The 20,907-nt window shown below is 70.0% G+C and carries 16 protein-coding genes; 11 read left to right on the forward strand and 5 right to left on the reverse strand.

The annotated features are described in order from the left end of the window. Window positions 1-121: 121 nt before the first annotated feature. A complete protein-coding gene (locus ASG17_RS05095; RefSeq protein WP_162238773.1) occupies window positions 122-823 on the forward strand; it encodes a TorF family putative porin in 702 nt (233 codons plus the stop codon). Window positions 824-1,090: 267 nt separating this feature from the next. On the opposite strand, the gene ASG17_RS05100 is transcribed toward ASG17_RS05095, so the two are convergent. Then, entirely contained in the window at window positions 1,091-3,715 is a 2,625-nt protein-coding gene (locus tag ASG17_RS05100) for a M14 family metallopeptidase (RefSeq protein ID WP_056100085.1), read from the reverse strand. A 319-nt stretch (window positions 3,716-4,034) separates the two neighbouring features. Here ASG17_RS05100 and ASG17_RS05105 point away from each other — a divergent pair, with 319 nt between their 5' ends. The 3 genes from ASG17_RS05105 (at window position 4,035) to ASG17_RS05115 (ending at window position 7,309) form a co-directional block, all read left to right on the forward strand. Continuing rightward, window positions 4,035-5,447, forward strand: a complete 1,413-nt coding sequence (locus ASG17_RS05105) for an alpha-amylase family glycosyl hydrolase (RefSeq protein ID WP_200935029.1) — start codon at window positions 4,035-4,037, stop codon at window positions 5,445-5,447. Window positions 5,448-5,634: 187 nt separating this feature from the next. Next, on the forward strand, window positions 5,635-6,795 hold the full coding sequence (locus tag ASG17_RS05110; protein WP_235560359.1) for a bifunctional transcriptional activator/DNA repair enzyme AdaA: 1,161 nt from the start codon (window positions 5,635-5,637) through the stop codon (window positions 6,793-6,795). Then, window positions 6,779-7,309: a methylated-DNA--[protein]-cysteine S-methyltransferase gene (locus ASG17_RS05115; RefSeq protein ID WP_056100091.1), complete on the forward strand. Its 531-nt coding sequence runs from the start codon at window positions 6,779-6,781 to the stop codon at window positions 7,307-7,309. The genes ASG17_RS05110 and ASG17_RS05115 overlap by 17 nt, the downstream gene beginning before the upstream one ends. On the opposite strand, the gene ASG17_RS05120 is transcribed toward ASG17_RS05115, so the two are convergent. Further along, window positions 7,296-8,612: a sugar porter family MFS transporter gene (locus ASG17_RS05120; protein ID WP_235560360.1), complete on the reverse strand. Its 1,317-nt coding sequence runs from the start codon at window positions 8,610-8,612 to the stop codon at window positions 7,296-7,298. The two genes, ASG17_RS05115 and ASG17_RS05120, sit on opposite strands and share 14 nt — an antisense overlap. A gap of 124 nt (window positions 8,613-8,736) precedes the next feature. On the opposite strand from ASG17_RS05120, the gene nadA reads away from it, so the two are divergent. The 5 genes from nadA to nadC are packed head-to-tail and all read left to right on the forward strand — an operon-like array spanning window position 8,737 to window position 13,133. Beyond that, complete coding sequence (gene nadA, locus ASG17_RS05125; RefSeq protein WP_056100097.1) at window positions 8,737-9,813, forward strand: quinolinate synthase NadA; 1,077 nt, start codon at window positions 8,737-8,739, stop codon at window positions 9,811-9,813. Beyond that, complete coding sequence (locus ASG17_RS15405) at window positions 9,813-9,962, forward strand: hypothetical protein (protein ID WP_156367734.1); 150 nt, start codon at window positions 9,813-9,815, stop codon at window positions 9,960-9,962. Before nadA ends, ASG17_RS15405 begins: the two co-directional genes overlap by 1 nt. Continuing rightward, window positions 9,959-10,777 carry a metalloprotease gene (locus ASG17_RS05130; protein ID WP_056100100.1) on the forward strand — a complete coding sequence of 273 codons (819 nt, stop codon included), beginning with the start codon at window positions 9,959-9,961 and terminating at the stop codon, window positions 10,775-10,777. Before ASG17_RS15405 ends, ASG17_RS05130 begins: the two co-directional genes overlap by 4 nt. After that, window positions 10,774-12,282 carry an L-aspartate oxidase gene (locus ASG17_RS05135; RefSeq protein WP_056100103.1) on the forward strand — a complete coding sequence of 503 codons (1,509 nt, stop codon included), beginning with the start codon at window positions 10,774-10,776 and terminating at the stop codon, window positions 12,280-12,282. The genes ASG17_RS05130 and ASG17_RS05135 overlap by 4 nt, the downstream gene beginning before the upstream one ends. Continuing rightward, complete coding sequence (nadC, locus tag ASG17_RS05140) at window positions 12,279-13,133, forward strand: carboxylating nicotinate-nucleotide diphosphorylase (protein ID WP_056100105.1); 855 nt, start codon at window positions 12,279-12,281, stop codon at window positions 13,131-13,133. Before ASG17_RS05135 ends, nadC begins: the two co-directional genes overlap by 4 nt. On the opposite strand, the gene ASG17_RS05145 is transcribed toward nadC, so the two are convergent. After that, the gene (locus ASG17_RS05145; RefSeq protein WP_156367735.1) at window positions 13,130-14,263 is read right to left on the reverse strand and encodes an acyltransferase; all 1,134 of its coding nucleotides are present in this window, start codon (window positions 14,261-14,263) and stop codon (window positions 13,130-13,132) included. The two genes, nadC and ASG17_RS05145, sit on opposite strands and share 4 nt — an antisense overlap. Window positions 14,264-14,397: 134 nt before the next feature. Next, window positions 14,398-15,450 (reverse strand): cell wall hydrolase, encoded by a 1,053-nt coding sequence (locus ASG17_RS05150; RefSeq protein WP_082496201.1) that lies wholly within the window; start codon window positions 15,448-15,450, stop codon window positions 14,398-14,400. A gap of 500 nt (window positions 15,451-15,950) precedes the next feature. On the opposite strand from ASG17_RS05150, the gene ASG17_RS15650 reads away from it, so the two are divergent. Next, on the forward strand, window positions 15,951-16,124 hold the full coding sequence (locus ASG17_RS15650; RefSeq protein ID WP_200935030.1) for a hypothetical protein: 174 nt from the start codon (window positions 15,951-15,953) through the stop codon (window positions 16,122-16,124). Between the two features lie 155 nt (window positions 16,125-16,279). Next, window positions 16,280-16,642, forward strand: coding sequence for a DUF6481 family protein (locus tag ASG17_RS05155; protein WP_056100114.1), 363 nt, complete (start codon window positions 16,280-16,282; stop codon window positions 16,640-16,642). Window positions 16,643-16,723: 81 nt separating this feature from the next. On the opposite strand, the gene ASG17_RS05160 is transcribed toward ASG17_RS05155, so the two are convergent. After that, the gene (locus ASG17_RS05160; RefSeq protein WP_162238774.1) at window positions 16,724-20,749 is read right to left on the reverse strand and encodes a PAS domain S-box protein; all 4,026 of its coding nucleotides are present in this window, start codon (window positions 20,747-20,749) and stop codon (window positions 16,724-16,726) included. Between the last annotated feature and the right edge of the window lie 158 nt (window positions 20,750-20,907).

Consider the following 20,907-nt stretch of genomic DNA (forward strand, 5'->3'; position numbering starts at 1 on the left):
CAACACCCCGAAGGTGAAGTCGTCCGAAACACCCATGAGGGAGCGGGAAGCGCTTGCGGCGCGGGGCCGATGGCGGCCTGCTGGCCGGGAAGGCGCGTCATGACGCCTTGGGGGAATGCACATGAAACGCCTCACCGCCGCCCTGGCGGCCGCAGCGATCGTCGCCGCCCTGTGTCTTGCGTTCGCGCCGGATGCGAAGGCGCAGGTCGCCGGGCTCGCTTTCGGCGTGGGCGCCGCCACCGACTACCGGTCCAAGGGGCTGTCGAAGTCTGCGGACGACGGCTACGTCTTCGCTACGGCGGACTGGAAGTCGGCGGACGGCCTGTTCTACGCCGGTACCGCGATCGCCACGGTCGATATCCCGATCGGCGCGAACTACGAAACCGATCTGAAGGCGGGCGTGCGGCCCAAGGCTCTGGGCTGGGACCTGGACCTGGCGGTCTTCTACCGGGCCTTCCACGAGGCGCGGGACGGGACCGACGCCGACTATGTCGAGTTCCGCGCCCAGGCGTCGCGCAGCTTCGGGCCGCTGGGCGTGCGCCTGCTGACCTGGGAGACGCCGGACAATGTGGGCGCGGTGGAGCGGGCCAACTGGTCCGAGGCGCGCGTCAGCTATCGCGTGGCGCCCAAGGCGCGGATTTCAGCCGCCGTCGGTTACCACTCACAGGACAACGGCCCCAGCTATGCGGCCTGGAACGTGGGCGGGTCTTACGACGTCCTGCCTAAGACCGAGCTGGACGTCCGCTGGTACGACACCGACACGCATGAGAGCGGACCCCGTTACGACGGAGAGCTGGTCGCCAGCGTGATTTACAAGTTCTGACGCCCGCAGCCGGACGACGGACGCCCCTCCCGTCGCCTGCCGCGAGGCCCGGACGCCCGGACCGGAAACGGTCCGGGCTTTTTCCTGGGCGACGCGTGCAGCCCGCCTCACACCCGTCATCCTCGGACTTGATCCGAGGATCAGGTGTTGGTCGTGCTGATCGCCGGATGGCTCGCAGCGCGGCGTCCCGGCCTGCCTCTATTGCCCACCGGACGACCTGATCCTCGGATCAAGTCCGAGGATGACGGTTGAGAGTGGAGGATCGTCTTACCAATTGGGCGTCGCGTGGGCCGGACCGCGGAAGACGGCGTTCAGGAACAGCGGCTTCTCGGCCTCCAGATAGCCGCGCAGGGTGACGTTCTGGGTGAAGGCGACGACCAGGCCGCGGCCCAGGCTGTTGGTCATGGCGATGGGTTTGAAGGCCAGCTGGCGGCGGTTCTGATCCCACAGTTGACCGGACGCCAGCAGATCGTCGGCGCCCAGCAGGCGCACCACGTTCTCGCCTTCGCCGCGCTTTAGCGGGCTGTATATGTCGCCGCCGCCGACCAGCACGGTCAGCTCCGACGGCAGGCCGGCGGAGAGCCACTGGTCCGGGTCGACCGAGGCGCGTGCCAGGACGCCGGCCACGCTGTCGGGCGACCGCTCGCCGCCGGCGATGGCGGCGCGGTATTCAGCCTCGGAGGCGAAGGCGGCGTCAGCGTCGGCTTCCTCGCCCTCGGCCGCCACCTGCTCGCGGCGGGTGGCCAGCAAAGCGGCGTCGACCGCCATGCGCGTGCCGGTGCCGACGGTGATCAGGGTGCCGCCGTTCTCGACCCAGGTCTTGATGTTGGCCACGCCGCCGTCGCCCAGCACGCCCTTGTAGTTATAGCCCTCGGGGATGATTAGCACCTGATAGCGCGACAGGTCGGCGCTGCTGAGGGTCGACGTGCGGACGGCGGTGACGGGATAGCCCATCTCCTGCTCCAGAACCCAGCGGATGGACCCGGCGGACTCGGCTCTCGTCGGGCTGTCCCAGGCCATGGCCACGCGCGGCGCGCGGATGCGCACCACGTCGGCCGAGCCGAAGCTGGGACCTTGATCGACCCAGGAGGAGGCGATGCCGGTCGCGATCGCGCCGGTCTGCGCGGCCAGGCGCTGGACCGTCGCGGACAGATCGGCCGGGTTGCCGGCGCGGGGCAGGATCATCGTGCCGGACGGATAGGCGACGCCGGCCTGAACGAAGGGCTTGTCGGCCGAGCGGACATCAAGACCGGCGACGAGGGCGGCGGCGAGGAAGCGTGTGCCGCCCGTGCCCGGACGGACCAGGAAGCCATAGGCGGCGTCCGCATCGGCAACGGCGGCCGGACGGACCAGCTCGGGCCCACGCGCCTCGACCGCCACGCCGGGCGCGCCGTTGCAGCGGGTGCCGTCGACGCCGAACATCAGCGGCAGGGACCAGGCGGTGACATCATAGATTTCGTCGCCGAGGTTGTGACTGCGGCGACGCTCCTGCTCGGCCATGAAGGTCGGGTCCAGCGGCACGTCGCGGGTCAGCAGCACCTCGGCCATGCGGCGCTGGGGCTGAGCCAGGTTCACGACGTAGTCGCCGGCCTGGTAGCTGCGGCCACAGGCGCTGAAGGCGGCGCGGGCGCGGCCGACCTCGATGCCCGACCGGACCAGCAGTCCCGCCAGCCGCTCCGTCGCCGCCGGATCGGCGCCGCGCGGCAGGATGTAGGCCCCGCGCTCGTTCAGGCCGTCCTGATGGAAGGCGTAGAAGTCGTTCAGCAGCCGGTCATGGCTGCGCGAGGCGGTCTCGACCGTCGCCAGGACGGCGGCGAAATGGTGCTTCACCGTGTCCAGATAGGTGAACTCCTCACCCGCCGAGGTGCGGGCGGCCAGGCCGCGCGCCGAGCCCTGCTCATAGGTCATGGAGACGGCGCCGAGGTAGCCGGGCCAGCCGTCGCCGTAGCCGGGATAGAAGGCGTCGTAGACCTTGCTGGTGAAATAGTCATAGCCGGCCTGGTCGAAGCGGGCGGCCGTGTTGCGTCCGAACATGGCGCGGTTGTCCAGCGTGCGCGGCCAGATCCAGGGGTTCAGCGGCTGGGCCTCGGGCGGGAAGAAGAAGGTCTCGTCGGTGCCCATCTCGTGAGCGTCCACGACGACCTGGGGCCGCCAGTCGCGCACGGCGGCGGAATGCCCCTGCGTCTCCGGCTGGGTCTGGATGAACCAGTCGCGGTTCAGGTCGAAAAGGGCGTGGTTATAGCGGCCCGACGGCCAGGGCTCGTCCCGTTCAGCCGACAGTTCGTCGGGGTTGGGCGTGGGACCGCGGCCGGGGTTGAAGCTGTTCAGGAAACGCTCGCGGCCGTCCGGGTTCTGGGTCGGGATCAGGACGACAACGGTGTTCTGCAGATAGGCCTGCGTCGTCGCATCGCGCGCGGCCAGCAGGTGGCGGGCCAGGGCGATGGAGGCGTCGGCCGGGCTGATCTCATTGCCGTGGACCGAGAAGGCCAGCCAGACGATGACGGGCTGATCGGCGATGATGCCTTGAGCCTGCGCCGGGGTGGTGCGGCGCGGATCGGCCAAGGCGCGGGCGTTGGCCTTGATCTGGTCCAGCCGGGCGATGTTCCGGGCCGAGCCCAGCGCCACCCAGTAGGTCGGGCGTCCCTCGACCGTGCGGGCCATGTCGCCGATCGCGACCCGGTCCGGCGCGGCGGCGCGCAGAGCCTCGAAGTAGCGGCGAATGTCGGCCACGCGAGTGATGTCGGCGCCGGTTGGGTGGCCGACGACGCTCTCCAGGCTGGGGATGGCCGGATCATAGACGGCGCCGGCGACCAGCGGCGGGTCTTCGGCGAAGGCAGGACCGGCGGCCAGGCAAAGGACGGCGGCAAGGCCGCTGAACAGACGACGCAACATGATCCCCGATCCCCAAAGGCGAAGCTGTGGCAGTCATAGCGTTCTGACGGCAAATGGGAATGGCGGCGAAGATCCTTCAGTCTGCCGCCCGGACCTCTTGGCTTTCGTCATCCCCCGACTCGATCGGGGGACAAGACGGCGCCGAAGGCGATCTTTGCATCGGTCACCGCTGATTAGTTTCGCGCTCCCGCGCGCCGCTTCGTCCCCCGGTCTCCGCTGCGCTTTGCCGGAGGATAACGAAAGGACGGGACGGGAACGGCCCCGCTTGACGCCGCCGCCTCACAGGTATGCCCTCCGGTCAGGGACGGAGAAGACGATCATGACGCGAGGCGTATCGAGGCGGGGCGCGGGCGCCCTCTTGCTGGGCGGTCTGGCGGGCGCGGCGGCGACGCATGCCCAAGCCTCATCGACAATGCCGCAGCGCGAGGCGGAAGGGCTGTATGAGCCCAAGCCCGCCTCGACCGTGCGGCATCCGGAGTGGTCGAAGTCGGCGGTGCTGTATCAGCTGAACACCCGCCAGTTCACGCCGGAGGGGACGTTCCGCGCAGCGCAGAACCAATTGCCCCGGCTGAAGGCGCTGGGCGTCGACATCGTCTGGCTGATGCCGATCCAGCCGATCGGGGAGGTGAACCGCAAGGGGACGCTGGGCAGTCCCTATTCGGTGCGCGACTATCTGGCGGTGAACCCCGAATTCGGGACGATGGCGGACCTGAAGGCCTTCGTCGCGGCCGCCCATGCGCAGGGCCTTCACGTCATCCTGGACTGGGTGGCCAACCACACCAGCTGGGACAACGCCCTGACCGTCCAGCATCCCGACTGGTACGAGCGCGATCTGGACGGCCATTTCCGACCGACGCCTTGGTGGGACTGGTCCGACATCATCAACCTGAACTACGGCCACGCGGACCTGCGCCGCTACATGACCGAGGCGATGATGTTCTGGGTGCGCGAGGCAGATATCGACGGCTTCCGCTGCGACGTCGCCGGCTTCGTGCCGATCGACTTCTGGGAGACCGCGCGGGCGCAGCTGGAGACGATCAAGCCGGTCTTCATGCTGGGCGAGTGGGAGATGCGCGACCCGCACCGCGCCGCCTTCGATGCGACCTATGCCTGGAGCTGGACGGAGGCGATGGCCAAGATCGCCAAGGGTCAGGCCGACGTGAACGCCCTGTTCGTCTATTACTCCTGGAACGAGAGCGCCTATCCGCGCGACGCGATGCGGATGACCTACACCTCCAACCACGACCAGAACGCGTGGGAGTCGACGGAGTACGAGCGGTACGGACCCGCGCGCGAGGCGGCGGCGGTGCTGAGCGTCGTGGGGGAGGGCATCCCCATGATCTACAACGGCCAGGAAGCCGGCAACACGCGCCGGCTGCAGTTCTTCGAGAAGGACCCGATCGTCTGGAAGGACGACGAACAGGGCGACCTGTTCCGGCGCCTGTTCGCCCTGAAGCACGCCCATCCGGCGCTGTGGAACGGAGCGTGGGGCGGCCGGATGCACGCGGTGGTCAACTCGGCGCCCGGCAAGGTGCTGAGCTTCTTCCGGCGGGTGGAGGGGGACACGGTGTTCGCGGCGCTGAACCTGTCGGGCGAGCCTCAGACGGCGACGTTCATGGGCGCGCATCACCATGGGGCGTACCGGGATGCTTTCAGCGGTGAGGCGGTGACGGTGGATAGCGCGACGCGCTTCGAGATGGCGCCGTGGAGCTGGCGTGTGCTGGCGACCTGAACGGGGTCTTCCCTCTCCCAGAGGGAGAGGGCTTGAGCGCACGGCGGCGATAGCCGTTGTCCTGGCGCGAAAGGGTGAGGGGGCCGCCTTCACCGGACAACGCGCACCCCTCACCCTTTCGGCTTGGCCAATCGCTTCGCTCTTGGAGCCTCAAGCCCTCTCCCTTTGGGAGAGGGATCACGCATCTATGTCCGAAAACCGCGAGACATCGCGTGCCCAACCCGCCATCTTCCCCCTCATGGAAACGGCCCCGACAGAGCTGGATCAGGACGCCTGCTACCGCGCGGTCGCCACCCGGGACGCCCGCTTCGACGGGCGGTTCTTCGGCTGCGTGAAGACCACGGGCATCTACTGCCGTCCGGTCTGTCCGGCGCGGACGCCCAGGCGCGAGAACATGGTCTTCGTGGTCAGCGCGGCGGCCGCCGAGGACGCCGGGTTCCGCGCCTGCCTGCGCTGCCGGCCCGAGACGGCGCCCGACATGGGGGCCTGGCGCGGCACGTCCAACACCGTCAGCCGGGGCCTGGCTTTGATTGAGGCTGGGGCGCTGGATGGGGGCGACGTCGACGGGCTGGCCGCGCGGCTGGGCGTGGGGGAGCGGCAGTTGCGCCGCCTGTTCCGTCAGCATCTGGGGGCCGCGCCGGTCAGCGTGGCGCAGACGCGGCGGGTGCTGCTGGCCAAGGCGTTGATCCACGACAGTGATCTGTCGATGGCGGAGACGGCCCTAGCTTCAGGGTTTGGAAGCGTGCGGCGGTTCAACGAGACCTTCCAGGCCCTCTACGGCCGCCCGCCCTCGGCCCTGCGTCGGCGCGAGGCGAGGACGGACGAGGAGGGCGCTCGCCTGACCTTGCCGTTCCGGCCGCCCTTTGACTTCGACGACCTGCTGGCCCGGCTGAAGGCGCGCGGCGATGCGGTTGAGGGCGGTCGCTGGCGGCGGGAATTGATCCGAGAGGTCGATGGCGCCGAGGGTTCGGTTGCGGTCGAGCGTGGTGCGCGGGACGGACTGTCGGTCACGGTGGCGGCGGACGATCTAAGAGCGCTGCCCGGCGTGCTGGCGCGGGTGCGGCGGGTGTTCGATTTGTCGGCGGACCCGGAGGCCATCGCGCGGGACCTGTCGGCTGATCTGGTGCTGAATCCGCTGGTCGAGGCGCGGCCCGGCTTGCGTCTGGCCGGCGAATGGATCGACGGGGGCGAGACGGCGCCCAGCGACCGATTGCCCGACGATTTTCCATCTCATTTGCTGCCCCGCGCCGAGCGGTGGCGGCCCTGGCGAGCCTACGCCCTGGCCCATCTGGTCGCCGGCGGCGTGACGCTGAACACTCTGGAGACCCGACATGACCAAGCCGCGTGAGCCGCTGAGCCTGACGCTGGACCGCATCGACAGCCCGGTGGGCGAGGTGCTGCTGGTCGTGGACGCCGAGGGCGCCGTGCGGGCGCTGGACTTCGCCGACTATGAGGACCGGATGCATCGGCTGCTGGCGCGGCACTACGGCGCCTACAGCCTGACCGATGGGCAAGCGCCGGCCGCGGTGCGCGCGGCGGTGGCGGCCTATTTCGCCGGTGATCCCACGGCGCTGGACGGGCTGGTCGTCAAGACCGGCGGCACCGACTTCCAGCGCGAGGTCTGGGCCGCGTTGCGCGCCATTCCGGCGGGAGAGACGCGCAGCTATGGCCAGCTGGCCAGCGCGATCGGACGGCCCAAGGCAGTGCGGGCGGTGGGTCTGGCCAACGGTCAGAACCCCGTTGGCGTCATCGTGCCGTGCCACCGGGTGATCGGGGCCAACGGCACGCTGACGGGCTATGCCGGCGGGGTGGAGCGCAAGCGCTGGCTGCTGGACATGGAGCGGGGCGTCAGCGCGCGCTGAGGTCGCTTTCCACGGCTTCGAGGCTGCGGCCGCGCGTTTCGGGGAACCAGCGCCAGACCACGACGACCTGCACCGCCATGACGACGGCGAACAGCCAGAAGGGCAGGGCCAGGGTCTGCGCCGCCACAATGGGGTAGGCGAAGGCGATGACGGCGTTCAGGCCCCAGTGGGTCGCGCTGCCGATCGCCTGGCCGCGCGCTCGTACGGCGGTGGGGAAGATCTCGGACAGATAGACCCAGATCACCGCGCCCTGCGACACGGCGAAGAAGCCGATGAAGACAACGAGGCACGGCAGCAGCAGCGAACGGTCCAGACCGAAGGAATAGATGGACGCCGTCGCCGCGAGGGCTGCCGCACAGCCCACCCCGCCGATCATCAAGAGCGGCTTCCTCCCCAGGGTGTCGATCAGGGTCAGGGCCAGGAGGGTGGCCAGAAGGTTGGCCGCGCCGATGGCCACGGACTGCAGGTCGGACGAGACCTGATCGAAGCCGGCGGCGGCGAAGATGTCGCCCAGATAGTAGAGGATCGCGTTGATCCCCGAGAACTGGTTGAAGGCGGCGATGCCGACGGCCAGCAGGATGGGCGTGCGGTGACGGCTCCAGCTGAGCTTGCCCTCGCCCACGGGCGCGGCGGCCCACTCGGCCAGGACGGTCTTGGGATCACCCATGCCGAGGCGGTCGATTGCGACCTCGGCCTCCTCTGTGCGGCCGACGCGGGCCAGCCAGCGGGGGCTCTGCGGCGCCTTCATCAGCACCAGCCAGAAGACCACGGCCGGAACCACGGCGACGGCCAGCTTGGCGCGCCAGGCCATGTCGCCGTCCACCAACTGGCCGACCACGAAGTTGGACAGGTAGGCCGCCAGGATGCCGATGACGATGTTCATTTGGAACAGGGCGACCAGCCGGCCGCGCCGCTCCGCCGGACTGATCTCGGCGATATAGACGGGCGCCAGGACCGAGGAGGCGCCGATGGCCAGGCCGGTCACGAACCGCGCGGCGAACAACGACCACAGGTCCCAGCTGACCGCCGAGACCAGCGACGACGCCAGATAGAGGATGGCGATCCACATCAGGACCGTACGGCTGCCGTAACGGTCGCCGGGCGCGCCGGCGAAGATCGAGCCGATCAGGGTGCCGAACAGGGCGGCCGAAACCGCCAGGCCCAGCCCCGCCGCATCCAGCCCGAACGTCGCCCGCAGCCCTTGCGTCGCCCCGGCGATGACCGCCGTGTCGAAACCGAACAGCAGCCCCGCCAGGCTGGCGGCCACGGCGGCGGCCAGGCCGGCGCCCTTCATCGAACTCATCTCGCTCCCCCTCGTTTGAGTTGAGCTTGGCCGCGACGAGGACGCCTTGCAATCCTCCGGCATCGGCCTACATTGCACCTGCTTATGCTAACTCTGAGCATAAGGGTCTCTGGAGGAGGCGGATATGGCGGACGGGTTTGGACTGTCGGCGGTGGTCGAGCGCGAGACGGCGGGTGTCTGGGACAAGATCCGGCACCAGGTGACGCCGCTGGAGTGGCCGCAGAAGGCCGAGCTGATCGCCGAGATCAACCAGCTGAAGCGCGAGCGCGACGCCGTCATCCTGGCCCACAACTATATGACGCCGGACATCTTTCACGGCGTGGGCGACTATGTCGGCGACAGCCTGGGGCTGGCGCGCGAGGCCGCGCGGTCCAGCGCCAAGGTGATCGTCCAGGCGGGCGTGCACTTCATGGCCGAGACGTCCAAGATCCTGAGCCCGGACAAGACCGTCCTGATCCCCGACCTGGGCGCCGGCTGCTCGCTGGCGTCATCGATCACGGGGGCCGACGTGCGGCTTATCAAGGCGCGTTATCCGGGCCTGCCGGTCGTCACCTATGTGAACACCACCGCCGACGTGAAGGCCGAGACCGACATCTGCTGCACCAGCGCCAACGCCGTTCAGGTGGTGGAATGGGCGGCCAGGGAATGGGGCGTCGACAAGGTCATCCTGATCCCCGACGAATTCCTGGCGCGCAACGTGGCGGCCCAGACCGACATCAAGATCGTGGCCTGGCAGGGTCGCTGCATCGTGCACGAGCGCTTCACCGGCGAGGACATCGCGGAGATGCGCATCGCCTATCCGGGCGCCGAGATCCTGGCCCACCCGGAGTGCCCGGAAGACGTGCTGGCCGCCGCCGATTTCGCCGGCTCGACCGCCGCCATGACCGACTACGTCGAGGCCAACAAGCCCAAGCAGGTGGTGCTGATCACCGAGTGCTCGATGGCGTCGAACATCAAGGGCGACGTGCCAGAGGTCGACTTCATCGGCCCGTGCAACATGTGCCCCTACATGAAGATGATCACCCTTGAGAACATCCGCGACAGCCTGCGGGACATGACCTTCGAGGTGACGGTGCCGGCGGAGATCGCCGAGCGCGGGCGGCTGGCGGTGCAGCGCATGATCGACCTGCCGCCGCCGCAGATCCCGGCGCGCTACGACCTGGTGAAGGCGAAGCATCATGTGGCGGTGGAGCTGATCTGATGCACTATGTGTCCAAGGTGCGGATGCGGCCGGCGGCGGTGTTGCTGACGCCGTCGGAGCCGATCCATGAGCGGGCGCGGCCGAGCTGGGCGGCGCGGCTGATGCTTGCGATGCTGGGTCTGACGCCGCCGAAGGGCGAGGCGTCGTGAGCGCCGAGAGCGGGCCTTGGGGTCAGAAGGACGGGAGGCAGGCCCCGCCGCCGCCCGCCGCATCCGAGCCGCCGCTGGACAAGGGCCAGCACCCCGTCTGGGCCGTCGTCTCGACGCTGCTGCTGGCGGGCTTCATCTGGTGGGTCAGCGGATCGTGGGTGGTGGCGGGCGCCGCCATCTTCGGCCTGTTCGTCCATGAGTACGGCCATGTGCTGGCGATGAACCGGCTCGGCATGGGGCCGGCGCGCATCTACATCGTGCCCTTCCTGGGCGGGGTGGCGCGCAGTCAGCGCCTACCCCAGAGCGAGTGGCACGGCGTGCTGGTGGCGCTGGCCGGGCCGCTGTTCGGGATGCTGGCGACGCTGCCCTTCTTCGCCGCCTGGATGGTGACGGGCGGATCGGCCTGGCTGGTCGGCGCCTTCGCCATCGCCCTGATCAATCTGGTCAACCTGGCGCCCGCGCCGCCGCTGGACGGCTCCAAGGCGCTGGGACCGGTGCTGGCCCGCATCCATCCGCTGCTGGAGAAGGCGGTGATGGTGGCGATCGGCGTGCTGGTCGTGTGGTGGTGCGTGACCAACGGCAGCTACATCTTCGCGGGCTTCCTGGCCCTGGCCCTGATCGGCCATCTGCGGCGCGGCGTCTGGCGGCCCGAGGGCCGGCGGCTGACGGTCGCCGAGGCCGGGTCGAGCGTCGGTCTGTTCGTGATCACCCTCGTGATATGTGGCAGCGCCATGCTGGCGGCCCTCTTGCCGTTGGCCGGGTCGGTGGAGGGCGCGGTCGGGACCGGCCTGCGCTATCTGGAGTTCGGTCGATGAACCGTATTACCCACGACGGCCCCCTGATCATCGGCGGCGGGCTGGCGGGCCTGTCCGCCGCCCTGTCGGCCGCGCCGCGTCCGGTGCTGGTCATCAGCCCAGCGCCCCTGTTGCAGGCCGCGTCCAGCGCCTGGGCCCAAGGCGGCGTTGCGGCGGCGTTATCGAAGGACGACGCCCCGGCCCTGCATCTGAAGGACACGGAGGCTGCGGGCGCCGGGCTGGTGGATCACCATGCGGCCGAGGTGTTGACCGACGAGGGCCGGGCGACGGTGGAGTGGCTGGCCTCGCTCGGCGCGCCGTTCGACCGCGACGACGCCGGCGGCTTCGCCGTCAGCCGCGAGGCGGCCCATTCGATGGCGCGTGTTGCGCGGGTCGGGGGCGACGGCGCGGGCCGGGCGATCCTGTCGGCGCTGGTCGCGTCGGTGCGGGCCGCCGAACATGTCACGGTCTGGGAGGACGCACGGCTGCGCGCCCTGATGCAGGACGAGACGGGCCGCGTGCGCGGCGCGGTCATCGAGCACCCCAGCGGCCGGATCGTCGAGGTGCTGGCGCCCGCCGTGGTGCTGGCGACCGGCGGGGCGGGCGGGCTCTATGGAGCGACCACGACGCCCACGGCGCTGAAGGGCGAGGGCATGGCATTGGCTTGGCGGGCCGGGGCGGACATCCTCGATCCCGAGTTCGTGCAGTTCCACCCGACGGCCATCGACGTGGGGCTGGACCCCATGCCGCTGGCGACCGAGGCGTTGCGGGGCGAGGGCGCGCGGCTGATCGACAAGGACGGCGAGTTCCTGCTGGGTCCGGCGCCCGATGCGGACCTGAAGGCGCGGGACATCGTGGCGCGGGCGGTGCACGCGGCGCGAGCGGCCGGGCGCGGCGCCTTCCTGGATGCGCGAACGGCCGTGGGCGAGCATTTTCCGCAAGAGTTTCCGGCCGTGTTCGCGGCCTGCATGAAGGCCGGCCTCGACCCGCGCACGACGCCGATCCCGGTGGCGGCGGCGGCGCACTATCACATGGGCGGCGTGGCGGCGGACCCGGATGGGCGGACCTCGCTGGAGGGGCTGTACGCCGTCGGCGAGTGCGCGGCGACGGGCGTGCACGGCGCCAACCGGCTGGCCTCCAACTCCCTGCTGGAGGCGGCGGCGTTCGGGCGGCGGACGGGGTGCGAGGCGGCGAAGGCCGTGCTGCGCGACGGATTGGTCACAGCGGGCGCGATCGTCGAGGACCTGCCTGCGGCCGCCCACGCCGAACTGCGCGCGGCGATGAGCGCCGAGGCCGGCGTGATCCGGGACGCGGCGGGCCTGAGCCGGCTGGTCGCCCTGATCGACCGGCTCGAAGCGGCCCACGGGGCGCCGCCGGCCCTGGTCGCGGCGCGGCTGATCGCCGAGGCGGCGCTGGCGCGGCATGAGAGCCGGGGCGGGCACTACCGGTCGGACTATCCGGAGACGGCTGCGCAGGCCGAGCACACCCATGTGCGGCACGGCGCCCTGGTCAGCGAGGCGGCATGAGCGTGGACGATCTGGCGGTCGAGGCGGTGGTCCGTGCGGCGCTGGCCGAGGACTTGGGGCTGGCGGGTGATGTGACGGCGCAGGCCTGCATTCCCGAGGCGCTGCGGATGAAGGCGGTGTTGGCGTCGAGGAAGCCGGGCGTCGTGTCCGGCGTCGCCTGCGCGGTCGCGGCCTTCCGGCTGACGGATGCCTCGACGACGGTCGAGGTGCATCTGAACGACGGCGACGCGGTGGCGGCGGGGCAGGCGATCCTGACCGTCGAGGGGCCGGCGCGGGCGGTGCTGGCGGCCGAGCGCACGGCGCTGAACCTGATGAGCCGCCTGTGCGGCGTGGCGACGCTGACCCGGCGCTATGTCGAGGCGGTGGCGGGGACGAAGGCGCGCATCGCCGACACCCGCAAGACCACGCCCGGCCTGCGCGCGCTGGAAAAGGCGGCGGTGAAGGCGGGCGGCGGCATGAACCATCGCTTCGGCCTGTTTGACGCCGTCCTGATCAAGGACAACCACCTGGCCGTCTGCGGCGGGGTCGAGGCGGCGGTGACGGGGGCGCGGGCGGCGGTCGGCCATCTGGTGCGGATCGAGCTGGAGGTCGACGGGCTGGATCAGCTGGACCGGGCGCTGGCGCTGGTCGACGCCGGTATGGGGCCCGACGTGGTGATGCTGGACAACTTCGCGCTGGGCGATCTGTCCGAAGCGGTGGCGCGCACCCGCGGCCGCGTTGTGCTGGAAGCGTCGGGCGGCGTGAACCTGGAGACCGTGCGCGCGATCGCAGAGACGGGCGTGGACGTGATCTCGGTCGGCGCGCTGACCCACTCGGCGCCGATCCTGGACCTGGGACTGGACGCGACCTAGGCCGGCTGGGCCGCTGTGCGCGGCGTGCGCGGGGCGAACAGCCGCCCGTTCAGCCAGCGCTGTATCGGCTCGTCGATCCAGTGATTGTAGATCGCCGCGCCGAGGACCGCGAAGGCGACGCCGCCGCTCCACAGCAGCCAGGCCAGCGCGCCCTGATCGAAGGCGGGCAGCACGCGCGCCGTCAGCGGCGCGATCACGTCGTACCAGACCGCGCCGGTGATGGTGTGGACCATGAAGAGGCAGAAGCTGACCTTGGCGCCCCATTCGGCGCCGGGCAGGGCGCGGGTCACCGGCGAGGCGCCGCAGCCGATGATGATGGCGCAGATGGCCAGGATGTTGACGATGTCGGGCCCGACGAAGGCGGCGTTGGTCAGCAGCACGGCGCCGCCGGTGAAGCCGATGATGCGCGCCTCGCCGCCGCTCCAACGCGCGGTCTGGACGGCGCGGGCCAGGGTGAGACCGACCAGGAACAGGGGCGCGGCGCGGAACAGGCACCATTGGAAGGGCAGGTTGAACTGCTCCGTCCCGAACAGCGCCTGGCTGGCGACATTGGAGACGCCCAGGATGAGCAGACCGACGGACAGGGCCAGAACCGGGCTGTCGATCTTCAGCATCCGCCGCCACAGCATGGGGAAGAAGGCATAGCAGAGCAGCAGGGTCGAGATGGTCCAGCTGGGGATGTTCCAGTGCCCCCCGCCCAGGCCAAAGGCGTGCAGCAGGAAGATCTGGGCCGGGATGCCGCTGAAGTTGAAGCGGCCGGCGTGGTCGGACTGGACGCCGATCAGCGAACCGACCAGCACCATGGCGACCAGCATGGCCAGGGTGATGATGTGGGTCGGGTAACAGCGCACGAACCGCTTGGACCAGAAGCGGCCCAGGCTGACCCGGCCGCTTGCGACCGCGGAGCCGTAGGCCTTGGCCAGGACGAAGCCGGACAGCATCAGGAAGAAGTCGGTCGCCAGATAGCCGCGGCCCAGGAAGCCGTGAATGGACGACAGGGCGATGGGCGCCTGGTCGCCGAAGTGGAAGATCACCACGAACAGGGCGGCCACGAAACGCAGGGCGTCGAGGGCGCCGCCGCGGGTCTTGGAATCGGGTCTGGCGGCGGTGGCGACTGCGGCTTCGGTCATGGCGAACACGTCTGGATTGTGCCCTTGCGGGACAGGCGTTTTCGACTGTGCAGGATCAGGACCGAAGATTCCGTTTCGGACAGGAATCGAATGTGCGGATGGACCAGGGGCGCCGGCGCAATGTGCGCAGGCGCTTACGCCGGCTGGTTCGCCTGGGGCGCCGGGGCGACGGCCACGGCAGCGACGGCCGGGGGCGTGGCGTTCGCCGGCGCCGCGCTGGTCGCAGCGACGGGCCGCGGCGCGGCGACGACGGCGGGCGCGGCGTCGGTGCGGGCGCTGAGGCCTTCCTGCGCGACGACCAGGGAATAGGCGACGGCGTCGCCGGCCTGACGCGCGGCGGCGACCGGATCGATCGAGGCCTGGACCAGTTGCGGCGCGGCGCTGCGCGACGGCTGGACCGCATAGCGGAACGAGCCGGCCGAACCGGCGCGGCCGCCGAACCGGTAGAACAGGTGGCTGCCCACGCGTCCCACCTGGATCAGGGACGTGCGCCACAGCGGCGAGACGCCGGTGGTGTGGAAGTGGGTGGCGTTGCCGACGCCGGCGTATACCGAGCCCGACAGGGCGGCCACGGCGATCGACTTGGCGCGATCCCAGGCGACACGGCTGACGCCGCCGCGCATGGAGCCGTCGCAGGTGAAGCTGAACTGGCAGCCCGTCTTGCGGCCTGCCCCCTGGAACACGACACCGCAGACGCTCTTGGGGAAGGCGGGGTGGCGGGCGCGGTTCAGGACCACCTGGGCCACGGCCTGCATGCCGTCACGGCCCTCGCCGCGCGCTTCATAATAGACGGCCTGGGTCAGGCATTCGAGATCGCGCGAGTTGTCGAGGGCGCTGCCGATGCGGAAGGGCTGTGCGGCGGCGGAGGTCAGGCTGACGCGGCGCAGTCCGGCGTCCTGGTTGGAGCGAAGCTGCTCCAGGCGCGCGGTCAGCAATTCGGCCTGGCGGTCGCGCTGGGCGCCGCCCGCGACAGAATAGGGATCGTGGCGACGGGCGATGGCCAGGGCGCTGGCGTCCAGACCGCCGGCGGCGGCGGACAGGGCCTCTTCGGTGAAGCCGGCCGAGGTGGCGCCTTCCAGACGTTCGGCCTGGGCCCGGATCGTCGTCGCCTTCGCCGTGGCGCCGCCCAGATAGGCGCAACCGATGCCCAGACCCACGACCGCGCCGAACACCGCGGCCGCCGTCATCGGCCGAATCTTGGCCGCACGGTGAACACGGAAGGACGCATGCGTCTGGGCGGCGAAGGTCAAGGACGTGAGCTTATTCAGCAGGGCGGGAATGCTGCCCCCGGGTCGTCTCGCGCGCCGTTCGGTATCCCCCGAGGGCCGCGGAAACCATCGATCAGCGAACGGCTGAATCGACGGGTCGCGCCTTAAGCCAGCAGTTTATGGCGGCAATGTGTTTGATTCGCAAGATTGGCGCCAGGCGCAGGTCGCGCAGGCTGTGGAGGACGGGACCGGACGCGAGACAGAGATTTGCTGCGACCAGCATTCGAGTTGTTCGCGTCTATATTAAACAGCGATGTAATCGCACTGTTCACATGTTGGGGCTGAGATGTCGCCATCAAGTCTGGACGTGTGCCTGCGTGGCGACATCTGCTGTGCGACATCTTGGACGCCGAGCCGGCGAGCTTCCGACGGGAACCGCCACGCTTGAACGCCGTTCCTTCTCCAAAGGGAGCTTAACCATGCGTCTGATCGGATTGGGAATTGTCGCCGCCGCCGCTTTGGGCCTGACGGCGTGTGGGCAAACGGTTGAACAGCGCGCCGCGACCGGTGCGATCGCCGGCGCCGTCGTGGCGGGACCGGTCGGGGCCGCTGTGGGCGGCGCCGCCGGCGCGGCCACGCGGCCCAAAAACTAGGCCTCGCCAGCCGCCTCTTGGCCTTTTGGGCCTCAGCGACTATGTAGCGGCCCGTCGCCGCCGGTTCGCAGGTTCGATCCGATGGGGCGACGCGACATCCAAACTTCGCGCCGGGCCCGGCGCATGACACCATCAAAGGATCCGAACGCTTCCGCATGAGAGACCTCAAGCAGACCGGCTTCACCGACCGCATTTCCGCCCAGCAGGACGCCAAGAAGGCCCTGCTGGCCAAGTTCAAGCCGAAGACCGCCGCGCCGGACCCCGAGTTCGAGAAGCTGGCCGAGAAGCGCGCCGCCGAGAAGGAGGCGCTGCGTCAGGAACACGAGCTGGCCAAGGCCGAGCAGCGCCGCGAGAAGGCCGAGAAAGAAGCCGTGCGCCTGGCCGAAGAGATGGCTGCGCAGGAAGCCATCGATGCGGACAAGCGCGCCGCCCGCAAGGAACGCAAGCAGCTGTCGAAGGAAGAGCAGAAAGCCGCCCGCGACGCGCGCTACGCCGCCCGCAAGGCGCGTCAGCGCTAGGCCCCTGTCCTAGAACCCTCGATTCCCAGGGTCCTCGATCTGGCTTCGGGTCGCGCCGACCCGTCGCTTTGTCGAGGGGCCCTAAGCCGGCATGTCCGGTGATGTGCTGAGAAGACGGCGAAGGTCGTCGGCCGAGTAAGGCTTTCTCAGGAATGGCCAGGGCGCATCCGCCAGGGCCTCGTCGACGTCTTCCCCGACATAACCCGAGGTCAGCGCGACCCGCATCTGCGGATGGCTCTTGGCCGCACGCCGGGCCAGCTCGACGCCCGTCATCCCCCCCGGCATGACGATGTCCGTCAGCATCAGGTCGAAGGCGCCGCGCTTGAGCCGTTCAAGCGCCTGGGGCCCGGTCTCGGCCGTCACGACGCGCATGCCCAGGCCTTCCAGGATATCGACGGCGATCGCCGCGACGCCCGCATCATCCTCGACCAGCAACACGGTCTGACCGGCGCCGACCGGGGCGATCGGGCGGGCGACGACGCGCTCTCGCGGCGCCTCGGGACCCAGCGGCGGCAGATAGAGCCGGATGTCGGCGCCCTTGCCCGGCGCGGAGACGATGCGGACGCCGCCGCCCGACTGGCGTGCAAAGCCGTAGACCTGGCTGAGGCCGAGACCCGTGCCCTTGCCGACCGACTTGGTGGTGAAGAAGGGCTCGAACACCTGGCGCATGACCTCGGGCGTCATGCCCTGGCCGTCGTCGCTGACGGATACGCAGACGTAGTCGCCGGCCGGCAGGTCGACGACCTCGCCCGGCGCGACCGACACCTGCTGGGTCTGGACGGTGATCCTGCCGGTCTCGCCCACGGCGTCGCGGGCGTTGACGACGAGGTTGAGCAGGGCGGCCTCGAACTGGGCCGGATCGACGCTGACGCGGGCGCCACCGCGCCGTAGCTTCAGCTTGAATTCCACCGCCTCGCCGACCGCGCGTCGCAGCAGGGGCTCGCCCTCGCGGATCAGGCCGTTGACGTCCATGGCTTCGGGCCGCAGCGCCTGACGCCGCGAGAAGGCCAGCAGCTGGTGCGTCAGCCGCTCCCCACGCCGCGCCGCCGACAGCGCCGCTTCGCCCAGCTTCTTGCGCTTGGCCGGGTCTTCCGAGCGCAGGATGATGTCCAGCGCGCCGATGACCACGGTCAACAGGTTGTTGAAGTCGTGCGCCACACCCCCGGTCAGGCGGCCGACAGCCTCCATCCGCTGGGCGTGCATCAGGTCTGCCTCGGCCTTGGCCTTCTCCGCCAGGGCGTCGCCGACGCGTTCTTCCAGAAGCTCGTTGATGCGCTTGAGGTCGTCCTCGGCCTTCTTGGCTTCGGTGACGTCGATGCTGGCGCCGATGTAGCCCTGGAAATAGCCCGCTGCGTCGAAGCGCGGCGCCCCTTCCATCCGCAACCAGCGCAGTCCGTGGGTGGGGTGCTGAACGCGGGCTACGTGTTCGAACCGTTGGCGCCCTTCCAGCGCCCGGGCGAAGGCCGTGTCCAGAAGCGGCAGGTCCTCGGGATAGAAGGCGTCCCGCCAGCCTGTTGCCAGCTGCCGCTCGGTCTTGATGCCGAAGAAGCCGCGGAAGCGACGGTTGGCGAAGGTGGTAGCGCCCTCCGCGTCGGTCATCCAGATCAGCGCCGGCGCCGTGTCGGCGACGGTGCGGAAGCGGGCCTCGGATTCGGACAGGCGCTGCTCGGCCTTGATGCGCGCGGTCTCGTCACGCAGCGTCAGGACCGCGCCGATGCGTTCGCCGTCAGGGCCGGTGACCGGACGGGCGTTGCCGACGGCCAGCACCTCGTCGCCATCGGCCCGCCGGATACGCCAGCGGGCGTCCAGCACGGTCTCGCCTTGCAGCACCGCGCGGGCCAGCGGCGTCTGTTCTGACGGGAAGGGGCGCCCATCCTCGGTCAGCAGATGGTACCGATCGGTGTACTGGTCGGGCGTGACATTCAGGGCCTCGACGCCATGCTGGCGCTTGGCGGCCTCGTTGACGAAGACGATGGCGCCCTGCGGATCGGTGACGATGACGCCTTCAGCCAGCTGGCCCAGGATGGCGTCGCGCTCTGCGGCGACGGCGGCCAGGCGGGCGTTGGTCTCGCGGATATCGGTGACGTCGAACGCGACGCCGACGAAGCCGATCACCTCGCCGCCCGGCCCGAGGCGGGGACGCGAGAAGGACTTCAGCCAGCGATAGACGCCGTCGTGACGGCGATAGCGGGCTTCCATCGAAAAGGGTTGAGCCGTCGCCTCGCCGGCCAGCGATTCCTGCACCAGGCGCGCGTGGTCGTCCGGATGGACGATGGTGCGCCAGTCCTCCAGCCGCGCCTCGTCGTACGTCCCGCCCTGGAAGGCGACGTAGGCTTCGTTGACGAAGTCGCGGATCCGGTCCTGACGCGTCACCCAAATCAGGACCGGCGCGGTGTCGGCGATCGCGCGGAAACGCTGCTCGCTCTCGCGCAACTCGGTCTCGGCGCGGGCGCGTTCGACTTCCGTCCACGTGCGGTCTGCGACCTCCTCCAGCAGGGCGACCTCCGTATCGGTCCACTGACGCGGCTCCGAACTGTGCGCATAGAGGAAGGCGCGCAACGCGCCGGCGCGGATCAGGGGCGCGCGGATCAGCGCGCTGGTCTGGATGCTGGCGAAGGCGTCTGCGGCGGCGCGTGTTCGCGGATCCTCGCGCACGTCGGGGATACGAATGACCTCGCCGCGCGCCAGGTCGGTGATCAGGTCCGCGCCGAAAGTGTCGAGAGTGAACAGTCCCTGGGCGCTGACGACGCCGGCGGTCCAGTCGCGGGTCATGGCGACGACGCCCCGCGTCGCATCCACCTCGCCGTAGCCGACGCGGTGGACGTTCAGCTCGGCGCCCAGCGCCCGCTCGACCTCGTTCATGATGGCGTCGGGGTCGGTCAGATCGCGCAGGCGATCGGACAGGCTCAGCAGGAAGCTCTGGCGTCGCTCCTGCTGTTCAAGCGCGGCGAGGGCGCGCCGCGTGTCGTCGATGTCGAACGACATGCCGACATAGCCCATGAACTGGCCGTCGGCGCCAAAGCGCGGATTGACCGAGATGCGCATCCAGCGCCAGGCGCCGTCATGCCGCTGGAACCGCGCCTCGAACCCGTAGGGCAGATGGAGAGGCCGCGCGTGCGCCTGCACCTCCCGGATGGCCGGAACGTCGTCCGGGTGGACGCTGCCGCGCCAGATGCGGCCCGTGAAGGCGTCGGCCGACCTGCCGTAGAAGTCGACCAGGGCGGCGTTGACGAACTCGACCTCGCCCTCGGTATTGGTCAGCCAGACGGGGGAGGGCGCGTTGTCGGCCATCAGGCGGAAGCGGCTTTCGCTCTCCCGCAGCGCAGCCTCCGCCAGTTTCTCGGCGGTGATGTCGACCACGACGCCGATGTAGCCGGCCTGTCGGCCCGAGGCGTCGGTCAGAGGACTGAGGCTGGTCAGGGCCCAGACGATCGATCCGTCGGGCCGGATGTAGCGCTTCTCGACCTGACCGCCAGGGCCGCCGGCGCGCATCTGCTCCAGCAGTTGCAGGGTCTTGTCGATGTCGTCCGGATGGGTGACGTCGGGGGTGGTGACGCCGGACTTGTCGGTCGCGAGGCCCAGGATTTGCGCAAACCGGGCGTTGGAAGACGTGACGCGCCCGTCGGCGCCGACGTGGGCGATGCCGACCGACGCCTGGTCTACCATGGCCTGCAGCCGCGCCTCGCTCTCTCCGATGCGGGCGTCAGAGGTCTTCAGCGCTCCGACGGTGGCGTCGAGGTTGCGCACCGTACGGCGCAGAGAAGCGCCGACCAGAACGATCAGCGTGCCGACGATCAGGTAGTTGATGATGCCGACCCGGCCGATGTGGGCGTTGAGGTCCAGACTGTCGGTGTCGCCGAGGATCAGTCGGACGCCGACCAGCGAGGCCGCCATTGCCACGAAGCCTGCGATCCGGCCCGCCGCGAGGGACGCCACCATGAGCGCCGGGAAGAGGATGGTGAATGCGGCGAGGTCTCCGTACGCCGACCGCAGCATCCAGCGCAGGAGCGTGATGACGCCGGCGCAGAAAACGCCCACGGCCAGAGCACGCAGGGGCGTGGCGGGTGGCTGGCGCGCCAGCCACGCCAGACCGATGTCCGCGTCCAACCCCCGCTTCAGGAGCGCCTTGGCGTCCATAAGTCCCCCTGCCGCGCCCGGAACACACGCAGCGCGATCGAGCGGAACGCTTCACCCATAACGGCGTTCCAAGGCGCCCTCACGGCGCTCTTTCGCTTGCGAAGCGGCCCGGAACGCCTACCTGCAGC

This window comes from Brevundimonas sp. Leaf363 (assembly GCF_001424025.1).
Lineage (GTDB): Bacteria > Pseudomonadota > Alphaproteobacteria > Caulobacterales > Caulobacteraceae > Brevundimonas.